Source organism: Endozoicomonas arenosclerae (assembly GCF_001562015.1).
Lineage (GTDB): Bacteria > Pseudomonadota > Gammaproteobacteria > Pseudomonadales > Endozoicomonadaceae > Endozoicomonas_A > Endozoicomonas_A arenosclerae.
The window spans coordinates 1-23,646 of sequence record NZ_LASA01000114.1 but is presented as its reverse complement, the minus strand read 5'-3'; the positions used below and the strand labels follow the sequence as shown (position 1 = coordinate 23,646).

Below are 23,646 nucleotides of genomic sequence, written 5' to 3'. Positions count from 1 at the left end.
ATCGAATGAGGTTGTATCGTGTCCAGCCATCTGGAAAACCCCTCTGCCTTTAAACAATGGACAGCCCGACTGGCCGTTCCCCTGTCACTCTGCGCACTCTTGCTGGTGATCTCTTTACCTTTGGAAGGTCTGACTGCCTACGGGCAGATCATGCTGGGTATTCTGGTAATGGCCGTCATCCTCTGGGTGACAGAAGCGCTGGCTTACCCTATCAGTGCATTATTGATTGCAGCTCTGGTCACTCTGCTCATCGGCATTGTTCCCAGTAGTGAGACAGGCGCCGTTCTTGGCACCAGTAAAGCACTTGGGCTGGCCATGAAAGGCTTTTCATCCCCCAGCATTATTGTGATTGCCGGGGCTCTGATTATGGCCGCTGCCATGCAATCCACCGAACTGGACAAGCGAATTGCTCTGGCCATTCTTTCCCGTATTCATCCCAGTCCCGGAGCGATCATTGCAGGCTGCTTGCTGGTAGGGGTGGTATTTTCATTTATGATCCCCTCACCTACCGGACGTACAGCAGTTCAGGTGCCTATTCTGGCAGGTGTGGTCGCAACACTTGGGCTGGATCCAAAAAGCCGACTGGCCGCCATACTGGTCATTGGCGCTGCCCAGGTCAGTACCATCTGGAACGTAGGCGTCATGACAGCCACAGGCCACAACGTGGCAGGGCTTGAATTAATGTATGAACACAGCGGCTTCACCATGACCTGGATTCAGTGGTTGATTAATGCGGGTCCCTGGTCTGCCCTGATGACGGTGATTCTGTTTTTCATTCTGAAAATGGAAATGAATGGGCACACAATCAAAAACAATATTGCCGACTCACTGCACTCATCCTCTGACCCCTGGACTACCCGGCAAAAAAAATTGGCTCTATTTACCGTGCTCCTGATCAGCCTTTGGGTAACAGAGGGCACTCTTCATCACATCACCGTTCCCGCCACGATGTTATTAATGGCCGTCAGTCTTTTGTTGCCGGGCATTGGGGTTTTTGACAGTTGGAAAGAAGTGGAAAAGCGAATCCCCTGGGGTGTGATAGTGATGTTCGGTGTCAGCATCAGCCTGGGCCAACAGCTGGTGAATACAGGAGCCGCCGCCTGGCTGGCTGAAATGTGTTTTTCCTCAATGGAAATTCACACCATGTCCATCGCTTTATTGGTCTTTGTTATGACCCTGTTCACGGTAGTTATGCACCTGGGTTTTGCTTCCGCCATGAGCCTGACGGTTGCGGTTTTGCCGGTCTTTCTGGCCTTCTCGGACACTCTGCCGGACAGCATGATGCACAACGCCATGGGGCTGGTGTTACTGCAACTGTTTGCCGTCAGCTTTGGCATGATTCTGCCGGTGAACGCTCCCCAAAACATGGTGGCGTACTCAACAGGTACTTTTCAGGCAAAAACGTTTGTACGTATAGGCCTGCTGTTGACGCTGGCCAGCCTGCTGACCTTTGTACTGTTTGCCATGACATGGTGGCAATGGACCGGATTGTTGTCACCTACCCAGTAAAAAGGATCACTGCTCTGGTGCAGCTAAGAGCTACTCACCAAACCGTTCGCACTGAGCCTGTCGAAGTGCATCAGCAGCATCCTTCGACAAGCCAGGACGAACGGGTATTAACCCGTGTGAAGCCACCTATTTCCATAACGGGGCAATTCAGGTAGGTTTCACACTTTCAACACCATCAACCATTCTGCTTATGTCCACTCCTGAACAAGAACCGTTCTGGCGCTCCAAAAGCCTGGAAGCCATGACCCGCGACGAATGGGAATCCCTTTGCGATGGCTGTGGACGCTGCTGCCTGAACAAACTGGTGGACGACAACACCCATGAAATTCATACGGTAGCGGTCTCCTGCAAATTGCTGGATCTGGAAACAGGACGCTGTCAAAACTACAAACATCGCCGCAAGTTTGTGCCAGATTGCATCATGTTCACTCCAAAAACCCTGCATGAGCACCTCAAGTGGTTACCTGACAGCTGTGCCTACCGGTTATTGCATGATGGCTACGATCTTCCAGAATGGCACCCTCTGGTCACGGGCGACCCAAACTCAGTGCACGAAGCGGGTTATTCCGTTGCAGGAAAACCCATCGTTTCAGAAGAAGAGTTGTCAGATCCTTCTGACTGGTTTGATTACATCATCCGATCATGAGACGGTTGAAGGCCTTTTCTGCTGATCAGTGTCCGAATCAACACTTTTTTCAGGCCGGCTGTTGATGTAGATCGATAACAGTCCTGCCGAAATGACCAGCGCCATACCCATAAAAGCCACAGCATCGGGAATATGTCCCCAGCCCCACCAGCCCAGAAGGCCGGCAAAAACGACCCCGCAATAATTAACCGGAGCCACTACACTGGCTCTGGTCCAGGTATAGGCCTGTGTGTATAGCCACATCGTGATACAAATTGATCCACCGACGTATAAAAGATAAGGCAGTGTCCAGAGTGGTATTTCTCTCCAGTGCAAAATGGCCATAGGCAAACTGCACAAAAAAGAAATCAGGAAATAGAAGAACATGATCCGACTGGAGGGTTCTGTAGACGACAAAGCTCGGGTGCCTACCATGGAAAACGCCAGGAACAGGCCCGAGGTCAGCCCCACCAGATGCCAGATACTGATGCCATTAAAATCAGGTTTCAGAATCATCAGAACACCGATAAAGCCTAACAACATAGGCCCCCAGGCTTTTCCGGGCACTTTGAACTTCATCCACAACCAGACCACCAATGGTACGAACAGAGGCCCGGTGTTTCTCAAGAGCGTTGCTTCCACCAGTGGAATATAGGCAAGTGCCTGATAGTAGGCATAAAAGCAGAGCCAACCCGTCACGCCTCTGACCAGGTGAGCTCCCATACGTTCAGTCTTAAGACTGGCAACCGATCGTTTCAATAACCAGGGCAGCATCAGCAGCAAACAGATGAAATATTGCGCCAGCACAATGACCGGAACGGGCACATCACTGGAAATCAGTTTACTGGCAGCACCGGCGGTACTGGCCACTACGGCAGTCGCCAGCGCATAGGCAACCCCCTTTGGAATATTCTCTGTCTGCACCTGACCCTCTGTCTTTTTTATTGTTATGAGGCCTTCTGATAGATATCTGACACCATGATTTCCATTATCCGCTCCGGCTTTTCCAGAGACTGGAAACCAAACTGTTCATAAAGGCCATGGGCATCTGCCGTGGCCAACATAAAACGCCGGATTCCCTGCAGACTTTCAATAGACTGGATACACTCCATCAACCATTTACTTAAACCCAGCCCTCGCATTTCAGGCAAGATAAAAACATCGGAAAGATAAGCAAAAGTGGCATGATCCGAAATCACTCTGGCAAACCCGATCTGTCGGTCATCTTGATATAAACCAAAACACATCGAATGCTCTACGGACTGCTCGACAACACTTCGGGGAATACCCGCAGCCCAATACGAGTTATTGAGAAACTCATGAATCAGATCAATTTTCAGCAAAGCTTTGTCAGTACTGAGTATGAATGATCCCTTTTGCCACTCCATTGTTCTACTTCCTTTTATTGACTTACCATCAGGCCTTTCCCATAAAGGCACTCATAATTTCTCTTGCTTCATCAGACTGCAGGCGTTCAGCAAAAATAATACCTTCATCCGCAATTCTTTTTTCTACGTCACTTCTATATGACTGCTTGAGCAGCTTTTTGGTCGCTTTCAACGCTTCTGCGGGTTTGGTGGCCAGAAGTTCAGCCTTTGCCAGAGCTTCTTCAAATACATGATCAGTGTCTACTGAATCATTGGCTATACCGTAATCCCTGGCTGTGTCGGCACTGAAGAAATCACCCAGCATCAGAAGTTCAGAAGCACGCTGATGACCCATAACTTCGGGCAACAGCAGACTGGAAGCGGCTTCCGGGACCAGTGCCAGATTTACAAAAGGAAGTCTCAGCTTGGAATTCTTGGCCACATAAACCAGGTCACAGTGCAGCAGCATAGTGACACCAATGCCAACAGCCACACCACTCACGGCAGCGACCAGCGGCTTCTCAAAAGCAACCAGCTGGCGAAGGAAAGTCATGACCGGAGAATCCAGACCCAGACCTTCTTTCAGAAAATCACCCAGATCATTACCTGCGGTAAATGCATCGGTATAGCCCTGAATCATAACAACACGAATGGCGTCATTTTTATCTGCTTCAGCCAGAGCATTAGCCATTGCCGTATACATGGCACTGGTGAGGGCATTCTTTTTTTCCGGTCGGTTCATGGTAATAATCAGAACCGCACCACTTTGCTCAAGCACTACATTATTGTCAGACACATTCACCACCTTTGAGCGCAATTTTATTATTGGAACCCGCTTACTCTATTCTTCTTGGCCCAATAAAAAAAGCCCCGAGCCATCTACGATGACCGGGGCAAAGGCACCTGACATGCACATCGCTAAGGATCAACCTCAACAACTGTGCTCTTTTTCACCGTCACTGATAACAACGAACAGTCAGAGGGCGAATCCGGTATCCCGTCAGGCAGGGGAAATTAAATAAATATTCTATTACGCGATTAATTAAGCAAATTCTGTTCCTGATACTATTCTTGTTCTTCTTTATTCAACACTTGAAACAGGTATTCTGAACACTGGCTCTTTAGCCATTTTTATTCTTGTTCAAGCTCACTTCTTCGTGAGCTTGAGGCCTATACTGCCTTGAAACTTAACCACTTTCTTAGTCCATAAGGGTTAAATGTTAAATCTCGCCAAAATACCGAAAACACTGATCATTACCTTGATTCTCAGCAGGCACTGCCATGGTGCAACCACTTTGCTGTCAGTGCATATTAAAGAGCGGGCATTCAGTCTCTTTAATAACCAGTCAGAACTATTCTGCGGTAATAACATTGATTTAACAGACCCCTTTCCCGGGACAGTAAAACTTCCTGAAAAACTCTGTTTGAATGATCAACTCCAATCAATCTGTCAGTGGCTACCAAGACAGCTTGAAGCAGATTTGATCAGCATTTTTTCCGGAAAACTCACCATGCCCTCTTTATCACCGATGGCAGAGCCCGAATCTCATCAGCTTTATGAAATCCCTGACTGTAAATATCTTTTGGCTCAGGTATTCAGAGTACCACGCTTATTCTTTGATTTTCGTTACATACACTGTAATGAGAACTGTTTCTGGTACTCTCCTTTTTCACCTCTGGCTTTGTACCCACTGACACAAAACATTCAACCCGCTCCCGGAGATATTCTAATTTTGTCTCCTCAAGGATCAGGTGAAGGCGACATTCCCAGTTACCCTTCTTTCTTTTCTCATCATGCTGCCTTGTACCTGGGTCGCTCTCTTTATCTTTCTGTTCATGGCAGTGAAATGAAATTAAAAGTCCAAACGCTCTCTGAACTATTGTCTATTTATAAAGGCACTCAACCCTGGCACATTCATATGCAACAAGCGGCCCCGATCCTTAGCTACTGAGCTTTTTTCTCAAGACGTTTGATTTCGTCGTACACTTTCTGATTGGTAATGGCTTTAATGCCCAGCTTATGAGCATATTTCAATACTTCACCGTTTAACTCTTCCACTTCTGTTTCCCTGCCTCTTTGCAAGTCAGCCCACATACTCATTCTCGCCCGGTCATCAATTTTCAGAGCTTTGGCCGCTACTACCTTAAAAAGGAAATCGGGTAGTTTTAAAACAAAAGGCATATTTTCGAGTGCAATGGCTGTTCCAATATTCACAGGCTGAACACCACTCTTTTTCATCACAGCCAGACCTTCATTCATACACTCTGCCCATAGCTTTCGGTAATGCCGTTGTTTCAGTTGCTCTTTTAACGGGACACCACTCATGGCATTGATCGAATTATTAAGGTTCAGCAGAAGCTTACTCCACTGTGCGGCCATAATGTCATCATGCAATCGACTTTTACCCAAAGCCTGATCCAGAGCAGGCAGCCAGGGTTTCAAGGCATCATGAGCTTCCAGGTGCAAAGTACCTTCACTGGTCTTTTTAAAGATTCCCTGCTCCAGATAGGTCACACCATAGACGACTGAGCCTCCTATAATCTGCTCAGGACGCAAATACCTTTTCAAAAGCTCAGTACTGCTCAGGCCATTCAGCAGGCTGATCACTGTTGCTTCCGGTGCATACTGCTGAATTTGTTTCGCGGCTTCTTCAAGGCCTGAATACTTAACGCTGAGTAAAATCAACTGACTTCCTGTCAGGGCTTCGGGTTCGGTATGGAAATCAATCACGTCAGAAGAAAATGAATGACGCCTGCCATCAGGTTGAACAGTGGTAAGGCCATGTTGGGACAACTCGTTGGCAAACCTGGCTCTGCCCAGCATTCGTACCGGTATGGACTCAGCCATGAACTGACCTGCAAGGTAGCAGCCGATGCAACCGGCACCAAGAATGGTAATGCCTTCTCTCTTTGATGTATCCATCCTGGAAGATGCTCTCTGTCATAACACCAGTTAACACTCTAAAAAGGTGTACCCCACTCGTCAACCCGACCACTGTTGTTTAGTAAGAGAGAACATAAATAAAAAGGCCCACTGATCGCTCAGCAGGCCTTCTCGTCAAGTAGTAGTATTTGTTTTTATTTGTCGCCCCTCTCCCCTGAAGATCTCCAGTCTGCTACGTAGAAGTTCACTTTCTTGCCAGTCTTCTTGTCTACACCAAAACCTTCTACACTGCGGTCATTGAAGCGAGCCTTACCAATCTTGATTTTGTGAATGGTTTTCTTGTCTTTCTTGACTTCGATAGTGCCATCTACGTCACGACCATTCTTGTTAGATTTGATGTTCACCTTGTAGGTCACATCACGTTCGCCTTCAGCTTCACCTTTCAGCTCAAGCTTGCCTTTGTTGCCCTTGCCTTCCAGACGCAGGGTGGAGTCTTCTTTGGCAAAGGACTCATCGAATAACACACGACCAGAAATTGCTGCGGTCATTTTTATATCGTCTTTGCCTTCCAGAACTTCCACTCCCCCCTGAGGCAGGATAGGTTTAAAACCTTCAGGAAAAGCCGCTTCCATCTGATCATAAAAGCCTTCATTCATTGCGGAACTCAAGACACCTCGATCCATAAACATTAATCCATCCACGGTTGGATAGGAGAATGCCTCGTTGGTATCTTCTGCTGGAATCATCTCTCCATCACGCAGATAATCACCCGTTTCCGGATCCAAAGCCCATACACCCTGTTTAACAGCAACCGGTAATCCGGAACCACTTGAGCAATCACCACTTGGAGACCAGTTATAACCGAGTACTGCCGTCATTAATATCTGGCCAGGTATGGCTAAAGTAATAGCATTGGGAAATCCATTGTAGCTGCAAATGGTGCTTTCAGAAGCAATAGGCTCGTAAGGCAGCAGCTTTTTAGCCAACTCATGCGTACCTTTTTCCCAAACCAGATCCCCGGTTTCATCACTGAGTGCGTAAAGTTTGCGATCATCGAAAACATAGAGTTTGTTATCACCCACACCGCCCAGAGAGGGAGATATTGGACGACTCAAACCCGTAGGATTTTTCCAAACCGGCTTTTCATCGTAATTGACGCGATATTTGAATAGAGTCCCTTCACCATCACTGGCAAAAATATATTTCAAGTCACCGGAAATCGTTGGGCTGGAACCACTCTTCGGGCCAGTCACTGCTTCATAAACAAACTCAACCTTGCCACTGTATGGATCAACACTGAAGCCATGCACTGCTCCTGAGCCCGGTACTTTTGATGAGGGGCCGGTGGCATAGATAATACCGGTTTCTGGATGAACTGCAGGCACATTTGCTGATTCTAAACCACCTTGAAAGTAAGACCAGGCCAGGTCATTGTACCCTTTGGCATAATAGGGTTCGGGCCAGAGAAAAGGTGGTTTCACCGGCATACTCGCTTCAAAGTCACCGGGCAGGTTTTTCTGGGAATCAAGAATCTTTCCTGTTTCCCGATCAAAGATGGTGACATCACCCCATATAGTAATCCCTCCTACATAGGCGGTGCTTTCATCACCCGCTTTGGGTTTGGTAAAGAAAGCATTGCCAATCACGTTGGGCTTTACAGGCAGATTAAGATCATCAAAGACAGGGTCATAACCTTCTACAGGCTCAGGGATTTCCTGTACCCACTTAACAGAACCGTCTGCATGATATGACCACATTTGATTGCAATCACTGACATAAATATCACCTTCAGAATCGATAATCGGTGAAGCGATAACACCGCAGGTATCAAAGTCATTTTTATCTTCCCAAGGCTCACTGCTCCAGAGTATCTCACCTTTTTTATTGAAAGCCGTAAGGTTTGAATTCCCTTTATCCAATGCCGTTGCTACAACAAAGAACGCCTCTCCTGTTTTTGGATCAATCCCCTTTGAGGGGCCCATTAAAACACCCGCCCCTTCAAGAACTTCGAAGGACTGCTCATAAGAGCGAGGTAATTCTTTAACTGATCCAATGTGATCATCATTACGTGACCCACCATGAGCTGTAGGCCACTCTGTATCAGCATAAACACCAGATCGATAGGTTTTAGTTTCAGTTTGACTGGCTATTGCAGTTGTTGAAATCATTAACACTGCGAGGGTCAGTAGTTTTTTTTTCATTATTAATCTCAGTACTTCTTAAGAAAGATCATTTTGATTTCCTGAGTTGATAAGATTCAAAAAAAGAACATTCTTTGTTTCTTATCTGCCAATGGACAGCTTCTCCAAAACGCTTTAAAAAAATGTCTGCCCTGACCTTTTAATAGCTATCCATTGGACAACTAAAGAATAAGTCGATCGACTTAAAATCAAACTAATTAAAAGTACTTAAACTACGTCGTATATACTGACACACAAACGCACTAGTCCATTTAGACCATTCGATTAATAAAAAGACTAAACTGAAAATAAGCCTACTTAAAAAACTTATAACTAATTATTAACAAAGGGAATTTTTCAAAAGAAAAGGAAAATCAAAAAGAAAAGAAAAAGCCCGCCGAGAATAATTAGCGGGCTTTTTTGTTAAGTAGTATTTTTACACTAAAGTTTATTTATCGCCTTTCTCCCCTGAAGATCTCCAGTCTGCTACGTAGAAGTTCACTTTCTTGCCAGTCTTCTTATCTACACCAAAGCCTTCTACACTACGATCATTGAAGCGAGCTTGACTGATCTGAATCTTGTGGATTGTCTTTTTATCCTTCTTGATTTCGATGTCACCGCCTACATCACGACCATTTTTGTTGGATTTGATGTTTACCTTGTAGCTCACATCACGCTGACCTTCTGCATCACCTTTCAGTTCCAGTTTGCCATTACTGCTCTTGCCTTCCAAACGCAGGGTAGAGTCTTCTTTGGCAAAAGATTCATCAAACATTACACGCCCGGAGATCGCTGCAGTAATTTTGATATCATCAGCACCTTGCAGAATCTCAACACCACCTTGTGGCAAGATGGGCTTGTTACCTTCCGCAAAGAGCCCTTCGGTCATAGGATAGAAAGCTCTGTTAACCCCTGAGTTCAAAACACCACGATCCATCAGGAGGTAACCATCAGTAGTAGGTACAGTGAAGGCCTCATTGGTGTCTTCAGCCGGAATCATCTGACCATCCCGTAAAATCTCTCCGGTGTCAGGATCAACAGTCCATACTCCCTGAATCTGGGTGGTCTGCAACAGGTCACTCCCTTCATCGGTATCACTGCTCATTGATGCTTCTGGACACCCTTCCAGACCGACCTTGTAACCCAGGACACCTGTAATCACGAGTTCGTTATCCGTACTCACAACAATTCCGTTATGGAACGCATTGTATTCACAAAGATTCGGAGTACTTCCCACTTTTTCCGGAAGCAGTTGATCTGCAAAGTCATGCATATCGATACTCCAGGTTTCTTTTCCTGTCTCCGGATCTACAGCATAAATATAACGTTCATCGTACACGTAGATCTTGTCATCACCTGGCCCACCCAGAGAAGCTGACGCAGGTCTGCCTGCTACGTTAGACGTCCACACAGGTTCCTTGTCATCGCTGGTAGGGTACTTGTACAGAACTGCATCTTCATCACTGGCATAAATGTATTGATAGTCACTGGAAATAGCAGGACTTGATCCACTGCCAGGCCCCATCTGGGCTTCGTACACAAAGTCTATTTTTTTGGTCTCTGGATCAAAAGTAAAACCGTGGATGGCACCATCACCAGGGACTTTACTTGACGTACCAGTAGCGTAGATCATCCCCGTACCAGGATTCACGGCTGGAACATTGGCTGATTCCACACCACCATGGAAGTAGGTCCAGATCACTTCACCCCAACCATCGGCCGCAAAAGGCTCACTCATGGCACCTGGGGCTGGCGTCAACAGTTTAGTGGTAAACTCACCAGGCATGTTTACAGGCCCTGCTACCAGCTCACCGGTTTCACGATCAAAAATCAATACATCGCCGTATATTGTGATGCCACCTACATGGGCTGTTGATTCATCACCGTTTACAGGCATAGTGAAGAACGGGTTAGTAATAGAGTTAGGCTTAACACCCAGATTTAATTCATCAAAAACTTCACTGTGACCTACCGTTGGCTCCGGCAGCTCTGTTACCCACTTCACATCACCTTCTGGTGTAAAAGCCCACATCTGGTTGGCATCACTGATATAGATGCCACCATTCTTATCCACGGCAGGAGCAGCAATTACACCACCTGGATCAAAGTCACTGGCGGTTTGCCAAGGTGTGGTTTGCCAGATGATATTACCTTCACCATCAAAGGCGGTCATATTTGAATGACCTTTGTCCATACCGGTAGTGGCATAGAAGTGTCCATTCGGGCCTCGAGTAGGTCCTAAAAGGACCGCTGCACCTTCCAGCACTTCAGCAGACTGCTCATAATAACGAGGTAATTCTTTGATAGCAGCAATGTAATCATCATTGCGGGGGCCACCATGTGCAGTAGCCCATTCCGTGTCAGCATAAACGCCAGCACGAGGATTTTCGATCATGGTGTCACTAGCCATGACACCGGAAGAGGCCGCTAAAACTGCGAGAGCCAATAAATTCTTTTTCATTTTTATTCTCAGTACAACTTAACGTTTATTTTTGTTATTCCCTGAGTAGACAGAATTTTCGAAGAAATACTTCGCTTCCCCTATCGATCCAGGTTTCCATGTGCACCCGGATATATACTTCACGATATTGTTTTTATTTTCTGTAAATGAACGGAGTCACAGAGCTTGCAAAAAAATACGAAAAAAAATGCTACCTCTTATTTAGCAATGCTTCCGCTCACAAATAAAGATTAATACAGATACATTAATCACAGATATAAGCACAAATACTTAAAAACAAGTACTCACACCAACCCAACCTCGAAAATCACCTACACTCACTTCTTTTGGCTTTCTATTGGAATAACCAGACACTCAGAAAGCTCTGCTTTTATGTACATCAGGGAGAATTAACAGGGTAGAAACAAGCATTTGCAAAATGGGACAGTGAAGCTGAATGACGTATCACAGGAAGGAAAACGGGATGATCAAACCCGGTACCGGTAGTAATGCAACTTTTCTATATAAAGCAAAAAAAGGCCCGCTGAAGGTAATCAGCGGGCCTGCGCAATCAAGCTACAGCGGATAACTGTTACTTGTCGCCTTTTTCACCAGAAGCTCTCCAGTCAGCAATGTAGAAGTTCACTTTCTTGCCGGTCTTCTTGTCTACACCAACACCTTCAACACTGCGATCCTTAAAGGAACCGTGAGCAATTTCGATCTTGTGGACAGTCTTCTTGCCTTCTTTAACTTCAATGTCTCCTTTCAGGGACTTGCCGTTACCTACAGACTTGACATCCACTTCGTAGCTGATGTCATTCTGACCTTCGGCCTGACCTTTCAGCTCTTTGTTGTTGCTGCTACCTTTGCGCTCCAGTCGCAGGGTAGAATCCTGCTTGGCAAAAGCCTCATCAAACATTACACGGCCTGAGATCGCTGCAGTAATCTTGATGTCGTCCTGACCCTGCAGAACTTCGATACCGCCCTGTGGCAGAATCGGCTTATTGTCATCACCAAACTTGGACTGGGTCAGTGGGTAGAAGGTCTTGTTAATACCAGAGCTCAGTACACCACGATCCATCAACAGGTAGCCATCGGTAGTTGGAACCGTGAAGGCTTCGTTAGTATCTTCCGCCGGAATCATCTGACCGTCACGCAGAATGTCTCCGGTCTTCGGATCGACCGCCCATACACCCTGGATCTGCGCAGTAGGAATCACCATTCCACCGCCTTCAGTCTGAGCAACACCTTCGCCAGAATCAGCAGTTGGACATCCACCACCCAGTGCATAGTTATAACCCAGTACACCAGTGATCAAGAGTTCGTTGGCTGTGCTCACTACGATACCGTTGTGGAAGCCACTGAAGTCACAGATCTGAGGATCATCAATGGGTCCTGCAGGCAGCATTTCCTTGGCAAACTCAAGCATGTCAATATCCCAGTCAACCTCTTTGGTTTCAGGGTTCACCGCATACACATATCGCTCGTCGTACACATAGATCTTGTCATCGCCAGGACCACCCAACGAAGCAGAAGCAGGTCGACCAGCTACATCTGTTGTCCAGACGGGCTCTTTGTCCGAGTCTGTTCTGAATTTGTACAGTGTGGCATCCGCATCACTGGCGTACATGTATTTCAGGTCGCTCGAGATCGCCGGGCTTGAACCACTACCTGGGCCCATTTGAGCTTCATAAACAAATTCAATCTTTTTGGTTTCAGGACCAAAGGTGAAACCGTGAACCGCACCATCACCATAGTTTTTGCTGGAGGTACCTGTGGCATAAATCATGCCGGTTTCAGGATGCACAGCCGGAACGTTTGCAGACTCAACACCACCGTGGAAGTAAGTCCAGATAACAGATCCCCAACCTTCTGCTACATAAGGCTCACTCATTGCACCAGGAGCGGGTGACAACACATGAGTTTCAAACTCACCAGGCATGTTTACGGGCCCAGCTACAATCTCACCTGTTTTGCGATCAAAGATCATGACATCGCCAAACATAGTGATACCACCCACATATGCGGTTGACTCGTCACCATTAACCGGCATAGTGAAGAACGGGTTAGTAATGGAGTTTGCTTCCATCCCCAGATTCAGCTCATCGAAAACACCTTCTACGTCAACGGTTGGTTTAGGTAAAGGTGTTACCCATCTAACTTCACCGTCTTCATCGAAAGACCACATCTGGTTAGCATCACTGATGTAGACATTGCCATCTTTATCAACAGCCGGTGCAGCGATTACACCACCTGGATCAAAATCATCCGCACCCTGCCAAGGTGGTGTTTGCCATTTGATGTTACCTTCGCCATCAAACGCAGTCAGGTTAGAATGACCTTTGCCCAGAGCAGTAGAGGCATAAAAGTCACCATTAGGTCCACGGGTAGGCCCCAACAGAACCGCAGCACCTTCAAGCACCTCGGCAGACTGCTCGTAGTAGCGAGGCAGTTCCTGGATGGATGAAATGTAATCGTCGTTTCTTGGACCACCGTGAGCGGTTGCCCATTCTGTGTCAGCGTAAACACCGGCACGTGGCGTTTCAATCATAGTGTCACTAGCCATGACACTGCTAGAGGCTGCTAATACTGCGAGAGCCAATAACTTCTTTTTCATTTTTATTCTCAGTACTACTTAACGTATTTTTGTTATTTCCCTGAGTCGACAAAACCGACAGAACTTTTGGTTCTTTGGCTCCATCAGTCTGAGTTTCCATATGCACCCAGACCCAATCAGCGTTGTTCTTTTTATCATCTACCAGCAAAAAAGATTTTACCGGTATGAAATATTGAACCATCTGACCAGCAAGCCCTCTAATACCCACAAGTCTTGTTAGACGTTGCTTCCAGAAGAGTTCCCCTCGCTGCGTGGCTACAGATTAATACACATGACTTAATATAAAACATAAGTATAAATACCTAAATGCTGCCATTTATACTCATCCTGGCTTCGGTTAATTCGTTCAGACTAGTCATTTATCTAATGAGGATAAGTTGACCAAAAGTTCAAAGCTCATTTTCTTTTGCCAACTTCATAAAGCGACTATTGATTCTCAGCTTGATGTTATGACGGTTACCCAGTGTTGCACCGTCTGGAAATAGAATGCCAACGGCCTGGCGGCTTTGACTCTGGTAACGCTTTTTCTGCATAGACCAGAACTGAGTCACTTTGCTCATGACTTTTTTAAACCCCCTACTCCGAGCCTCTTTAAGAGCGGCGTCAGGAGTGTAATAGAAGGTCGTTGCCTGCATCTGCTTTTTGAAATCTTCCAGAGACAGTCCACTTTTAGCAGCCATGATATCCAGTACTTTTGGGTCATCATTTTTGAGATGCCCCATGACTTCATACCAGATAGCAGTCAGTGCTTTTCCCATATTGGATGATTTTCGGAGATCTTCAGTACGGACCACCAGCACATCAACGATTTCACCGGGAATTTCACTGGAATCAAACACCAGGTTTCCTTTGCCAGTAGCCAGGATTTCCCCCAGGTCTGGCTGCCAGGCCACCACAGCGTTGACATCCCAGGCATCAAAAGCAGGCACTACAGAACTGGGGTTGTTGACCATAACCACATCGTTTTCATCCATATCATGATGGGTCAGAGCACACATCAGCATGAAATGAGAGACCGTTCCCATGGGTAAATGAATCACTTTCCCTCTGAGGTCTTCTACTCGCTTCCCTTCTTTAAGAACAATGCCATCATTTCCGTTAGAACCACTGCCAATCAGAATAATAGTGGCATCCACCCCCAATGCAGCAATCTGCCCCAAAGCATCAACATTGGTGACAGCAATAGCATTGAGAATACCGGTATTAAACTGCTGAATGCATGACATATAGTCATCGCAGGCTTTGACATGCGTCATAACGCCGTACTTTTCATCCCACTTTTCCAGCAGCCCGGCCTGACTGGCATAGGGCCAGGCCATGGAACCCGCATAGGGAGTCCAGCCCAGGCGGATATCCATAGCCCCCACAGGCATGGATAACAGCATAAAGAGGGCTAACAGAGTACGAAGCTGAGTAGATAGTTGCATGATGCCGGATCCCTGGCATGGACTCTTCCTGTTAGGTTTCGACCACAGCCATCGAAACTACAGACAACCGCCTTAAGCCGGCTTAATAATGGTAAGGAAAACGTGAGAAGTCTTTAGGTCTTTTCTCAAGGAAGGAATCCCTGCCCTCTTGCGCCTCGTCAGTACCGTAAGCCAGACGGGTCGCTTCTCCTGCGAACAGCTGCTGACCCACCATGCCATCATCCGTCATATTGAGACCAAACTTCATCATGCGAACCGCAGTAGGGGATTTTTCACAGATAATGCCAGCCCACTCCAAAGCTATTTCTTCAAGCTGGGCATGGGGCACTACTTTATTGACCATTCCCATCTCACAAGCTTCCTGAGCAGAATAATCGAGACCAAGGAAGAAAATTTCACGAGCTCTTTTCTGCCCCACCATCTTGGCAAGATACGCAGAGCCATAACCGGAGTCGAAACTGGCTACATCCAGATCCGTCTGTTTAAAGACAGCGTGTTCAGCAGAAGCAATGGTCAAGTCACAAACCACATGCAAGCTGTGGCCCCCACCTGCGGCCCAGCCCGGCACAACAGCCATCACCACTTTGGGCATAAAACGTATCAGCCGCTGTACTTCCAGAATATGCAACCGTCCCAGCCGGGCCGGGTCTACTTCATCCTGAGGCATCCCTTCATACTTATAGCCATCCTTACCCCGGATACGCTGATCCCCACCCGAGCAGAAAGCCCAACCACCATCTTTAGGAGAAGGACCATTCCCTGTCAAAATCACAACCCCTACATCACTGGATACCCGGGCATGTTCCAGAGCCCGAAACAGTTCATCCACCGTTTTGGGACGAAAAGCGTTGCGACATTCTGGCCGGTTAAAAGCAATTCTCACGGTTCCCTGATGCCTGGCCCGGTGATAAGTAATGTCTTCAAACTCAAAACCTTTCACTTCCTGCCATTGATCAGGATTGAAAATTTCAGAAACCATGATACCTCCCAGACATTGCGATCTGTGACTTTGGGGAAATAAAGAGGTAATTGTCGCACAAGTTTTCGACATTGCCTGTAGGTATAGCACCATTAAGCATGATTAAGGGTCGATATGGCTGTAGTCATGCCTGAAAAGCCACTTAAATTTCTGACATTCATCAGAGTCATTGCCATTCTTCTGACTGTTTTCAGATGTCAGCCTCTCAATCTCCTCATACACCACGTTCTCAAGCATCAAAAAGCCGGCAGGACCACCGGTTGTCTGATCAATAATCTCCAATGCAAAAATATTCAGATTCTTATCCACCAGGGCAATAATGTCGTAGCGGCAATCCAGACCGAAGATGAAATCGAGAAACTCACGGCTAAAAGCACTGGAGAAGTTCCTTATCAGATCCTCTGTCCAGGCTCTTTTTTCAAGAATAGATACCCGATAACCAGAGTATGGCGAGGCCTCTGAAGCCGAACTACATTCAAGTTTTGCAATGGAGAGATACTGTCTGACCAGCCCCCATAAATGATGATTGGGTCCAGGAATATTAGCGTTGATTGGCATGGACTTCTGATAGGCCGCAACGCGCATGACATCCTTTTCAATGATGGTCACTACTTCTGAAGCTATATGAGACTCCCTCCTGATTCGCTCCGTACGATTGTGGAATTTACCTTTGCCAGTCACTCGTTCGCTACCCACAGGCTTATATTCAGAAGGCGTAATCAAAGATGACTCGGGCCTATATTTTTTTACGCAAACCTGATCGTCAGGAGTGGCCCGTTTAATAAGAACTCTGTCGTGTGTTGAACGCCTGATAACATCCAGCGAAAGCTCCTGTCTTGGTGCAGGTCTGTGGGTCACCAGCATTCTTGAAGTAGAGCTATCATCAATGGTTTCAAAAACAGAAATTGTCGAGACAGCTCTTAACCCGCCCGAACTATCACTCAGGTAGTAGGAAAAATAGTAGGAATAAGTATCCGTTGAATAGACAGGCGAGACGCTTAGGATGAACAGAAATATAATCAGGAGTCTGGAATAGTTCATGACAACTCCTCGTATCAGAGCCTCATGCATCAATCGTGTTTTGTGAGCCTCAATCAGTCAACATTGAGGCTCTATTGAACGATCAACCTTTGGCTTCAAAATCATCTTCCCTCAACAGGGCTCGACCATCACTCTGGAGGACCCACAGCTCTTTGTGAATCACACCACCAGCGTTGTTCATCTTCCAACCTGACTTGAGGATGGCAGATTTCTCATCCACAACTTCCAACTGTGGCTCAATGTATTCAACATCAGCAAAACCATCTGCAATCAGTTTTTCCCAGAAAGCAGTAATTTCGGCAGTCCCGGTAAAGGTGCCGAAAGGACGGGCATGCATCACGGCATCCGCTTCATACTGAGCAGCACAACCTCTGCCATTGCCGCTGTTAAATGCGTTTTTCCATGCCTCACTGGCTTTCCAGACGGCGGCTTCAACGATGGCTTTTTGTGATTCATTCATAACGTGCTTTTCCAATGTTATCTCGAACTGACTGAAGCATAGCTCTGTCTATGCGTTATGAAAAACCGGATAATACCGAAAAGACTGTCCTTAATTTTCGAACAATATGATGAAATATCTTCGACACATGATTGTGTTTGCCCAGATTGTCGAGAGCGGCTCTATCAGTCAGGCTGCCAATCATCTGGAACTGTCCAAATCGGTTGTCAGTCAGATGCTTGCCAATCTGGAGGAAGCCCTGGATGTCCACCTGCTCAACAGAACGACTCGCAGGCAGGTGCTGACACCAGCAGGCCAGACTTTCTATAAACATTGTCGCGAGATTCAGACTCTGAGCGAACAGGCCTGGCAGGAAGCCAGAGAATCGCACCAGCAACCTCGGGGGCCTGTCAAAATCAGTGCTCCTCACGCTCTGGCAGATACCGTTGTGGCTCCAGCCATTGGCAAACTTGTGGCCAACTTCGGTGACATCGAGCCCACACTGGTCAGTGATGATGAACGGGTTAATCTTTATGAAAAAGGAATTGATCTGGCCATCCGCGTAGGAGAAATGCCATCCAGTGATTACCGGCAGCGTCGCCTGGGAGAATTTCATGAAGTGCTCTGCGCCAGCCCGGATTACACGACAAAACACTCATTAATACCGGAACATATTTTTGATGCTGATACTCCCTCTAACAATATCGACTATATAGCCAATATCTGGCAGGGCAGCCATGCAACCCACCAATGCCAGAATAATGTTACCGGGGAATCCGTGAAGTTCACCTTACAGGCTAACCGGACTGCAAATTCGCTTCCGGCCGTCATAGCCCTGGCAAGGGCCGGAGCAGGTCTGGCTCTGATTCCTGACTTTATTTTTGCTACTTACCAACAGAAAAGTCAGCTGGTTAACATTTTGCCCGAGTATACATTTTCATCAGTTCCTGTGTATGCTATTCAATCCTTTGGACATCAACCACCGGCACTGGTCAAGAGCTGCATTTCTGCCATCAGGGAAGAGATGACCGCTTTGAGCAATGCCTCCATTGGCCTTGATGGATGAAAACAATAAATATAAGGATAAGGTTGTGACACAGGATTCTATTTTTATTCCTTTTCTGGGAATGATGCTGCTGACTTTTATCGTCTGGATCTACATGTTCATTCAGCGTCTGGTTCATATGACAGCCAGTAACATTGACCCGCAGGAAGCCATCTCTCCGGATAAATTCAATGCAATGGTTCCGGATAAAGTGGCGGCTCCTGGTCATAATTTCAGAAACCTGGTAGAGCTGCCTTTATTATTCTACGGACTCTGCATTTATCTTTATCTGACATCACAGGTAGATAGCGGATATCTCTATGCAGCCTACATTTTCCTGGGCTTCCGGGTTCTGCACAGTTTGATCCAATGCAGTTTTAATAATGTAAACCTCCGTTTTTCAGCGTATATCGTGGCTTCAATTGCCCTGTGGTACATACTGATACGCAGCATCATAAATGCCCTGAGCCTCATGGGCTAACTCTGTGGAAAAGGTTCTGAAACCGGTTTTGTAAAGCAAAGTAATATCTATGAGAGCTTTATGTAAAAATCGGATATGATCGAATGACGATAGCGGACCAGCTCTAGAACAATATGCATGGAGTTATAACAATGGCCACGGTTCAGGAAATCTTTGAGGAAATGCCACGCCGTTTCGATGCCAGTGCTGCAATGGGACAACAGCTCATTTTTCAGTTTGATATCACGGATGGTGAAACTTATCACATCGCCATCAATGACGGCACATGTCGTGTTATTGAAGGAGCAAGCGAAGACCCGAGCGTCACCATGATTACAGACAGTGAGTCTTTTGTAGGTATCATGACCGGTGAACTGGACGGCATGCAGGCGTTTATGTCCGGAAAAGTCCGCACCGAAGGCAATATGATGCTGGCCACCAAGCTCAACGACTTTTTCCATAACGAATGACTTCTCAGACCTGCTGAGTATCTGCAGGTCTCCCCCCCTATCTATCGGCACTTCTGATTGATTGGTATCATAGTACTCAATCTGACATAACCACCTTGTCAAACGAATCTATTTTCAATCCCCTTCAAAGCGGGAGTGCAGTTTATGAGTGATCAGTCTCTGGTTCTGGACTTTAAGCAGGCCATGCAGGAACTGGCGGCATCCGTCAATATCATTACCACCTGTCATGACGAGTCAAGAAATGGTCTTACGGCAACCGCCGTATGCTCCCTATCCATGGAACCTGCTTCCATGCTGGTTTGCATCCATCAAGACGTGCAGGCGTTGGAAGAAATCAGAGCCAGTGGCTTTTTCTGCATCAATGTATTGAGTGCAGAACAACAGGAAGTCTCCGATGTATTTGCTGGCCGCTCTGGCGCCAGAGGAGAGCAGCGCTTCCAGGAAGCAGGCAACTGGACTGCTTCCCAATCCGGTGCACCTATGCTGGATGGCGCTCTGGCCAATGTTGTCTGTGAATTGCAGGAAATCAATGAGTCCGGTACTCATCATATCTGCATTGGTCATGTCCGTGAGGTTCGCCTGAATCAGGGCTCAACACCCCTGATCTATGCACAACAACAATACGGTACTTTAGCCGACCTGCCTGAAGCTGAAAAAGCAGCCTGAAAACGATGAATTCCGGGATACGGATGCCCAGTCTGTATTCCGGAATACAATCGGACGATTCTTCCCGATACTTCAGGGTCTATGCTCTGGAAACCATTACCCATCCAAAAGAAAAAGAAGTCTATGAGCCGTATTCAACAAACTCTTGCTGCGATTGATGCGCTGCATGCACAAGACCCGGAAACCATTGAGGGTAAGGCTAAAGAGCTGATCTATGCCGAAAACATGTCAGCCTGGCTGCAAAAGCTGAACTCCGATGCTTCTGAAGAGCTACAAATTGCTGTTCGCAGTCAACACCTCTGTCGCTGGGAGATAGCCCGCTCAGAATTTCCCATGGATCGCCCTGGCTATCTGAAGTGGCGGACTGAACTGGGGAAACTGCATGCCCGCAAAGCTGTGGAGGTTATGAAAGACCAAGGCTACAGTGAAGAAAGCTGCCAGCAGGCAGAAACTATTATTCGCAAGCTGGGTCTCAAGCGCAATGCAGAGGCTCAGACACTGGAAGACTGCGCCTGTCTGGTTTTTATTGAGACCGATTTCCTTAATTTCGCAGCCAAGCATCCGGAAGAGAAAATTATTCGTATAGTCCAGAAGACCTGGGCCAAAATGTCGGAACAGGCTCACCAGAAAGCCCTTGCACTGGATCTGCCCGATGAAGCATTAAGTTTGATCCAGAAGGCACTGGCTTAACACCCGTTTCTATCTATACACAGGACACCAATGAGCAAACGACTCGGAAAAATCATTCGGGAAGCCTTTTTTACACTGTTAATCGGGGCTGCCGTGATGACGGCATACAATACCTATCTTCAGAAAGATATGCCCACAGGTATAGCGCCGGAGCTGCGAGCCATGCCCATTAACGGTGAACAGGTCGATTTGCGAAGTCTTTCTGAAAAAGGCCCAGTCCTGTTGTATTTCTGGGCCAGCTGGTGCCGGGTCTGCCATTGGGTCAGCCCCGCCGTCAGTGACCTCAGTGAAAATTATCAGGTGGTGACTGTGGCACTGGCCTCAGGCGATAATGAGCGTGTAGCGAAATATCTAGGTGTCAAAGAGCTTCGCTTCCCGGTCATAAATGATCACGATGGCAGCGTCAGTCGAGACTGGAACGTCAGTGTAACGCCTTCCATTTTTGTTATCCGAAACGGTGAAATAGAAACCGTAACCACGGGCTTCACCACCAAACTGGGTATGCTGATACGACTTTGGCTGAATAGCTGATATTGCCAGATGACAAACCAGCGAAATTCGCTGGTTTGTTTCTCTGCCAGTAAACTTCAAAGAACCAGCTTCTGATTGATCCCTGCTTCAGAGATAAAATCTTCATCGTGACTGATCAGAATGAAGGCTCCCTGATAGGCTCTTAATGCCTCGGCCAGAATCCGTTTTGAATCCAAATCCAGATGATTATCCGGCTCATCCAGCAATAAAACAGGCTGCCCGTGTTGATGACTGACCATCAACATAGCCAGTTTCATTTTTTCACCACCACTGAGCACCCGAACTTTTCGAAACACACTTTCTTGACGAAAGCCTATACCCGCAAGAAGCACTCTGGCATCAGTTGCCTTCATGCCTTCACATGAATCCATCAAATTATCCAGAACGGTTGAGTCGGACTGCAGAAACGAAAAGTGTTGATCCAGATAACACAGGTTCGTATTGATCCTGAGATGACCCGAGTAATCCAGATTGCCTAGCAGAACATTCATCAGTGTCGACTTGCCACTGCCATTACGGCCTTCCAGATGCAACCGACCATGACCATTTAACACAAGAGTGATAGGGTCAGGATTCCCGTATGGAAGCACCAGCTCTTCCATAGTCATCAAGGTCGGAGAGTTATCCTTCGAAGAGGGCAGATACAGTTTCTGTCTCTTATGCACTTCATATTGCGATTTAAGATCATCGGATTTTTTCTGTAACTGCTCCGTACGACTTTGAGCCATTCTGCTCCGCTTACCTGCACTGGCTTGTGCACTGCTCTTTCTGCCATTGAACCACCACTTGGGCATGCCACCCTTCTTGCGCTCTCGCTCGCCCTGGGATGCTCTCTTGTCCGCCTTTTCCTTACTGGCCTGTATCTGGCGCTGCAGTTGTTTCTGCACCTTACTGGCGCAATCCAGCTGCTTTTCCAGAGCAGCACACTGCTGACCCTTTTGCTCAAAATAATGGTCATAGTTGCCACCGTATTGACTCAGGCCCAGAGAATTTAATTCCCAGATCTGTTCCATAGCTCTCAGTAACATACGATCATGGCTGATCAATAATACAGAGCCCTTAAAGTTCTGTATTTCATCCACCAGCCACTGCCTCCCAGATCGATCCAGGTGATTGGAGGGCTCGTCAAGAATCAGCAATTCAGCTTCTGAGCGTAACAGCTTCCATAACTGTAATCGGGTTAACTGCCCACCACTCAGAGCATTACAGAGCAAGGATGTATTTACGGGTAAGCCCAAACTTTTGAGCAATTCAGCGATCTCACTCTCCAGCTGCCACTGCTCTCCGACGATATCGAACCACTGTTGATTACAGTGTCCCAGCTCAATATTCCTGAGCGCATTAAGAACAGGTTCTATCTCTAAGAACTCAGCCAGAGTTTGCTCAGAGTTGATTAACTGTGAAGGGAGCTGACCAAGGTATTCTGACGACCCATTAATAACCACACTGCCCAATGAAGGTGCTTTCTGACCTGACAAAATACTGGCCAAAGCCGACTTGCCGACACCGTTTCGTCCCACTAACCCAGTTAACCGAGCCGACAAGGTAAAAGAAAGGTCGCTGAAAAGAGTTTCGCCGTTTTCAAACTGATACGTTAGGCAACTGGCTTGTAATAAAGGTTTGGAGTTTATAGTGATTGCCATATGGCCTCCTGCATAAACAGGGGCACCAGACGCAACTATCCCATGAGATTTATTGTGTAAAAAGGGAGTCAGATAATGACGAAGCTGCGCCCACTAACCCTGTAGATCCAAAGAAAAAGAAACGTTATTTGGATGACAGGTATTAGTTGTTCATGTTGGCGCAATCTCCTGAAAAGATGGGATGTACTGCTTTTTTACCAGATGCAGACTATCGATTCAAACATCGAGCAGGTTTTAGACAGTGATTTTCAAATAGAGTTCCAGACAATAGCTTGTTTCTTATGAGTAATTACTGAATAAGGAACTTAATGGACTCTTTCTCCTCTACTACTCATAGGTTTAGTCCGAAGAAGTGGCTAATAAAGCAGAAGTGAAAGGGAGTTTAGAGTGCGATTCTTTAGGGAACCTGCGAATAAGTCCCTGATCATGAGATAATAATCTCAGCAGCTTGATCAGAGGTAGTCATGGACCAACAACTCTCTTTTTCCGACAGTGAATTCAGCCAGAAGCGACGCAGAACTCGTAGGGAAATTTTTCTTGAAAGAATGGAGGTTCTGATTCCATGGAAACGCTTAGAGGCCGTAATCGAGCCCTATTACCCTAAGCGTGGCAACGGAAGACCTCCTTATCCTC

Annotated in this window: 22 protein-coding genes; 10 read left to right on the top strand and 12 right to left on the bottom strand. The window is 46.8% G+C overall.

The window, feature by feature from the left end; all coding sequences use genetic code 11:
- The first annotated feature begins 18 nt into the window (after positions 1-18).
- Positions 19-1,509 (top strand): SLC13 family permease, encoded by a 1,491-nt coding sequence (locus tag WG89_RS17930; RefSeq protein WP_062268504.1) that lies wholly within the window; start codon positions 19-21, stop codon positions 1,507-1,509.
- A 190-nt stretch (positions 1,510-1,699) separates the two neighbouring features.
- Positions 1,700-2,155 carry a YcgN family cysteine cluster protein gene (locus WG89_RS17925; RefSeq protein ID WP_062268503.1) on the top strand — a complete coding sequence of 152 codons (456 nt, stop codon included), beginning with the start codon at positions 1,700-1,702 and terminating at the stop codon, positions 2,153-2,155.
- Here WG89_RS17925 and WG89_RS17920 read toward each other — a convergent pair.
- From WG89_RS17920 to WG89_RS17910, 3 genes are read right to left on the bottom strand one after another with little or no spacing between them, the layout of a single operon-like run.
- The gene (locus WG89_RS17920) at positions 2,150-3,058 is read right to left on the bottom strand and encodes a DMT family transporter (protein WP_062268502.1); all 909 of its coding nucleotides are present in this window, start codon (positions 3,056-3,058) and stop codon (positions 2,150-2,152) included. The genes WG89_RS17925 and WG89_RS17920 overlap by 6 nt on opposite strands.
- A 23-nt stretch (positions 3,059-3,081) precedes the next feature.
- Positions 3,082-3,522, bottom strand: coding sequence for a GNAT family N-acetyltransferase (locus WG89_RS17915; protein WP_062268501.1), 441 nt, complete (start codon positions 3,520-3,522; stop codon positions 3,082-3,084).
- A gap of 28 nt (positions 3,523-3,550) precedes the next feature.
- Positions 3,551-4,297, bottom strand: a complete 747-nt coding sequence (locus WG89_RS17910) for an enoyl-CoA hydratase (RefSeq protein WP_079253901.1) — start codon at positions 4,295-4,297, stop codon at positions 3,551-3,553.
- Between the two features lie 421 nt (positions 4,298-4,718).
- Here WG89_RS17910 and WG89_RS17905 point away from each other — a divergent pair, with 421 nt between their 5' ends.
- Positions 4,719-5,453, top strand: coding sequence for a hypothetical protein (locus tag WG89_RS17905; RefSeq protein ID WP_062268500.1), 735 nt, complete (start codon positions 4,719-4,721; stop codon positions 5,451-5,453).
- Here WG89_RS17905 and WG89_RS17900 read toward each other — a convergent pair.
- The 8 genes from WG89_RS17900 to WG89_RS17860 all read right to left on the bottom strand — a co-directional run bounded on the left by WG89_RS17900 (position 5,447) and on the right by WG89_RS17860 (position 17,529).
- Positions 5,447-6,424, bottom strand: a complete 978-nt coding sequence (locus WG89_RS17900) for a 2-dehydropantoate 2-reductase (RefSeq protein WP_062268499.1) — start codon at positions 6,422-6,424, stop codon at positions 5,447-5,449. The genes WG89_RS17905 and WG89_RS17900 overlap by 7 nt on opposite strands.
- 155 nt (positions 6,425-6,579) lie before the next feature.
- On the bottom strand, positions 6,580-8,586 hold the full coding sequence (locus tag WG89_RS17895; protein ID WP_062268498.1) for an outer membrane protein assembly factor BamB family protein: 2,007 nt from the start codon (positions 8,584-8,586) through the stop codon (positions 6,580-6,582).
- 427 nt (positions 8,587-9,013) lie between these two features.
- On the bottom strand, positions 9,014-11,026 hold the full coding sequence (locus WG89_RS17890; protein ID WP_062268497.1) for an outer membrane protein assembly factor BamB family protein: 2,013 nt from the start codon (positions 11,024-11,026) through the stop codon (positions 9,014-9,016).
- Between the two features lie 571 nt (positions 11,027-11,597).
- Positions 11,598-13,622 (bottom strand): PQQ-binding-like beta-propeller repeat protein, encoded by a 2,025-nt coding sequence (locus WG89_RS17885; RefSeq protein ID WP_153301664.1) that lies wholly within the window; start codon positions 13,620-13,622, stop codon positions 11,598-11,600.
- 389 nt (positions 13,623-14,011) lie between these two features.
- Positions 14,012-15,049 (bottom strand): type 2 periplasmic-binding domain-containing protein, encoded by a 1,038-nt coding sequence (locus WG89_RS17875; RefSeq protein ID WP_062268494.1) that lies wholly within the window; start codon positions 15,047-15,049, stop codon positions 14,012-14,014.
- Positions 15,050-15,131: 82 nt separating this feature from the next.
- Positions 15,132-16,028 (bottom strand): 1,4-dihydroxy-2-naphthoyl-CoA synthase, encoded by an 897-nt coding sequence (locus tag WG89_RS17870; RefSeq protein ID WP_062268493.1) that lies wholly within the window; start codon positions 16,026-16,028, stop codon positions 15,132-15,134.
- A gap of 102 nt (positions 16,029-16,130) precedes the next feature.
- On the bottom strand, positions 16,131-17,069 hold the full coding sequence (locus WG89_RS17865) for a hypothetical protein (RefSeq protein ID WP_153301663.1): 939 nt from the start codon (positions 17,067-17,069) through the stop codon (positions 16,131-16,133).
- 82 nt (positions 17,070-17,151) lie between these two features.
- A complete protein-coding gene (locus WG89_RS17860; protein ID WP_062268535.1) occupies positions 17,152-17,529 on the bottom strand; it encodes a nuclear transport factor 2 family protein in 378 nt (125 codons plus the stop codon).
- A gap of 106 nt (positions 17,530-17,635) precedes the next feature.
- Between WG89_RS17860 and WG89_RS17855 the strand changes: the two genes are divergently transcribed.
- The 6 genes from WG89_RS17855 (at position 17,636) to WG89_RS17830 (ending at position 21,370) form a co-directional block, all read left to right on the top strand.
- The gene (locus WG89_RS17855; protein ID WP_079253900.1) at positions 17,636-18,574 is read left to right on the top strand and encodes a LysR family transcriptional regulator; all 939 of its coding nucleotides are present in this window, start codon (positions 17,636-17,638) and stop codon (positions 18,572-18,574) included.
- A 25-nt stretch (positions 18,575-18,599) separates the two neighbouring features.
- On the top strand, positions 18,600-19,034 hold the full coding sequence (locus WG89_RS17850) for an MAPEG family protein (protein ID WP_172806848.1): 435 nt from the start codon (positions 18,600-18,602) through the stop codon (positions 19,032-19,034).
- A 131-nt stretch (positions 19,035-19,165) separates the two neighbouring features.
- The gene (locus tag WG89_RS17845; RefSeq protein WP_062268489.1) at positions 19,166-19,483 is read left to right on the top strand and encodes an SCP2 sterol-binding domain-containing protein; all 318 of its coding nucleotides are present in this window, start codon (positions 19,166-19,168) and stop codon (positions 19,481-19,483) included.
- Between the two features lie 144 nt (positions 19,484-19,627).
- Positions 19,628-20,149 carry a flavin reductase family protein gene (locus WG89_RS17840; protein WP_062268488.1) on the top strand — a complete coding sequence of 174 codons (522 nt, stop codon included), beginning with the start codon at positions 19,628-19,630 and terminating at the stop codon, positions 20,147-20,149.
- Between the two features lie 123 nt (positions 20,150-20,272).
- Positions 20,273-20,839, top strand: a complete 567-nt coding sequence (locus WG89_RS17835; RefSeq protein WP_062268487.1) for a DUF4202 domain-containing protein — start codon at positions 20,273-20,275, stop codon at positions 20,837-20,839.
- Positions 20,840-20,869: 30 nt separating this feature from the next.
- Positions 20,870-21,370, top strand: a complete 501-nt coding sequence (locus WG89_RS17830) for a protein disulfide oxidoreductase (RefSeq protein WP_062268486.1) — start codon at positions 20,870-20,872, stop codon at positions 21,368-21,370.
- 56 nt (positions 21,371-21,426) lie between these two features.
- Here the strand turns inward: WG89_RS17830 and WG89_RS17825 are convergent, their stop codons facing one another.
- Positions 21,427-23,013, bottom strand: coding sequence for an ABC-F family ATP-binding cassette domain-containing protein (locus tag WG89_RS17825; protein ID WP_062268485.1), 1,587 nt, complete (start codon positions 23,011-23,013; stop codon positions 21,427-21,429).
- Between the two features lie 464 nt (positions 23,014-23,477).
- Between WG89_RS17825 and WG89_RS32205 the strand changes: the two genes are divergently transcribed.
- A partial coding sequence (locus WG89_RS32205; RefSeq protein ID WP_062260605.1) for a transposase occupies positions 23,478-23,646 on the top strand: 169 nt, incomplete at its 3' end.

Excerpts from the sequence above, each read along its gene's own strand:
- WG89_RS17925 (WP_062268503.1), top strand. The coding sequence starts at position 1,700 with ATGTCCACTCCTGAACAAGAACCGTTCTGGCGCTCCAAAAGCCTGGAA.
- WG89_RS17915 (WP_062268501.1), bottom strand. The coding sequence starts at position 3,522 with ATGGAGTGGCAAAAGGGATCATTCATACTCAGTACTGACAAAGCTTTG.
- WG89_RS17905 (WP_062268500.1), top strand. The coding sequence starts at position 4,719 with ATGTTAAATCTCGCCAAAATACCGAAAACACTGATCATTACCTTGATT.
- WG89_RS17900 (WP_062268499.1), bottom strand. The coding sequence starts at position 6,424 with ATGGATACATCAAAGAGAGAAGGCATTACCATTCTTGGTGCCGGTTGC.
- WG89_RS17895 (WP_062268498.1), bottom strand. The coding sequence starts at position 8,586 with ATGAAAAAAAAACTACTGACCCTCGCAGTGTTAATGATTTCAACAACT.
- WG89_RS17890 (WP_062268497.1), bottom strand. The coding sequence starts at position 11,026 with ATGAAAAAGAATTTATTGGCTCTCGCAGTTTTAGCGGCCTCTTCCGGT.
- WG89_RS17885 (WP_153301664.1), bottom strand. The coding sequence starts at position 13,622 with ATGAAAAAGAAGTTATTGGCTCTCGCAGTATTAGCAGCCTCTAGCAGT.
- WG89_RS17875 (WP_062268494.1), bottom strand. The coding sequence starts at position 15,049 with ATGCAACTATCTACTCAGCTTCGTACTCTGTTAGCCCTCTTTATGCTG.
- WG89_RS17870 (WP_062268493.1), bottom strand. The coding sequence starts at position 16,028 with ATGGTTTCTGAAATTTTCAATCCTGATCAATGGCAGGAAGTGAAAGGT.
- WG89_RS17865 (WP_153301663.1), bottom strand. The coding sequence starts at position 17,069 with ATGAACTATTCCAGACTCCTGATTATATTTCTGTTCATCCTAAGCGTC.
- WG89_RS17860 (WP_062268535.1), bottom strand. The coding sequence starts at position 17,529 with ATGAATGAATCACAAAAAGCCATCGTTGAAGCCGCCGTCTGGAAAGCC.
- WG89_RS17855 (WP_079253900.1), top strand. The coding sequence starts at position 17,636 with ATGATGAAATATCTTCGACACATGATTGTGTTTGCCCAGATTGTCGAG.
- WG89_RS17845 (WP_062268489.1), top strand. The coding sequence starts at position 19,166 with ATGGCCACGGTTCAGGAAATCTTTGAGGAAATGCCACGCCGTTTCGAT.
- WG89_RS17840 (WP_062268488.1), top strand. The coding sequence starts at position 19,628 with ATGAGTGATCAGTCTCTGGTTCTGGACTTTAAGCAGGCCATGCAGGAA.
- WG89_RS17835 (WP_062268487.1), top strand. The coding sequence starts at position 20,273 with ATGAGCCGTATTCAACAAACTCTTGCTGCGATTGATGCGCTGCATGCA.
- WG89_RS17830 (WP_062268486.1), top strand. The coding sequence starts at position 20,870 with ATGAGCAAACGACTCGGAAAAATCATTCGGGAAGCCTTTTTTACACTG.
- WG89_RS17825 (WP_062268485.1), bottom strand. The coding sequence starts at position 23,013 with ATGGCAATCACTATAAACTCCAAACCTTTATTACAAGCCAGTTGCCTA.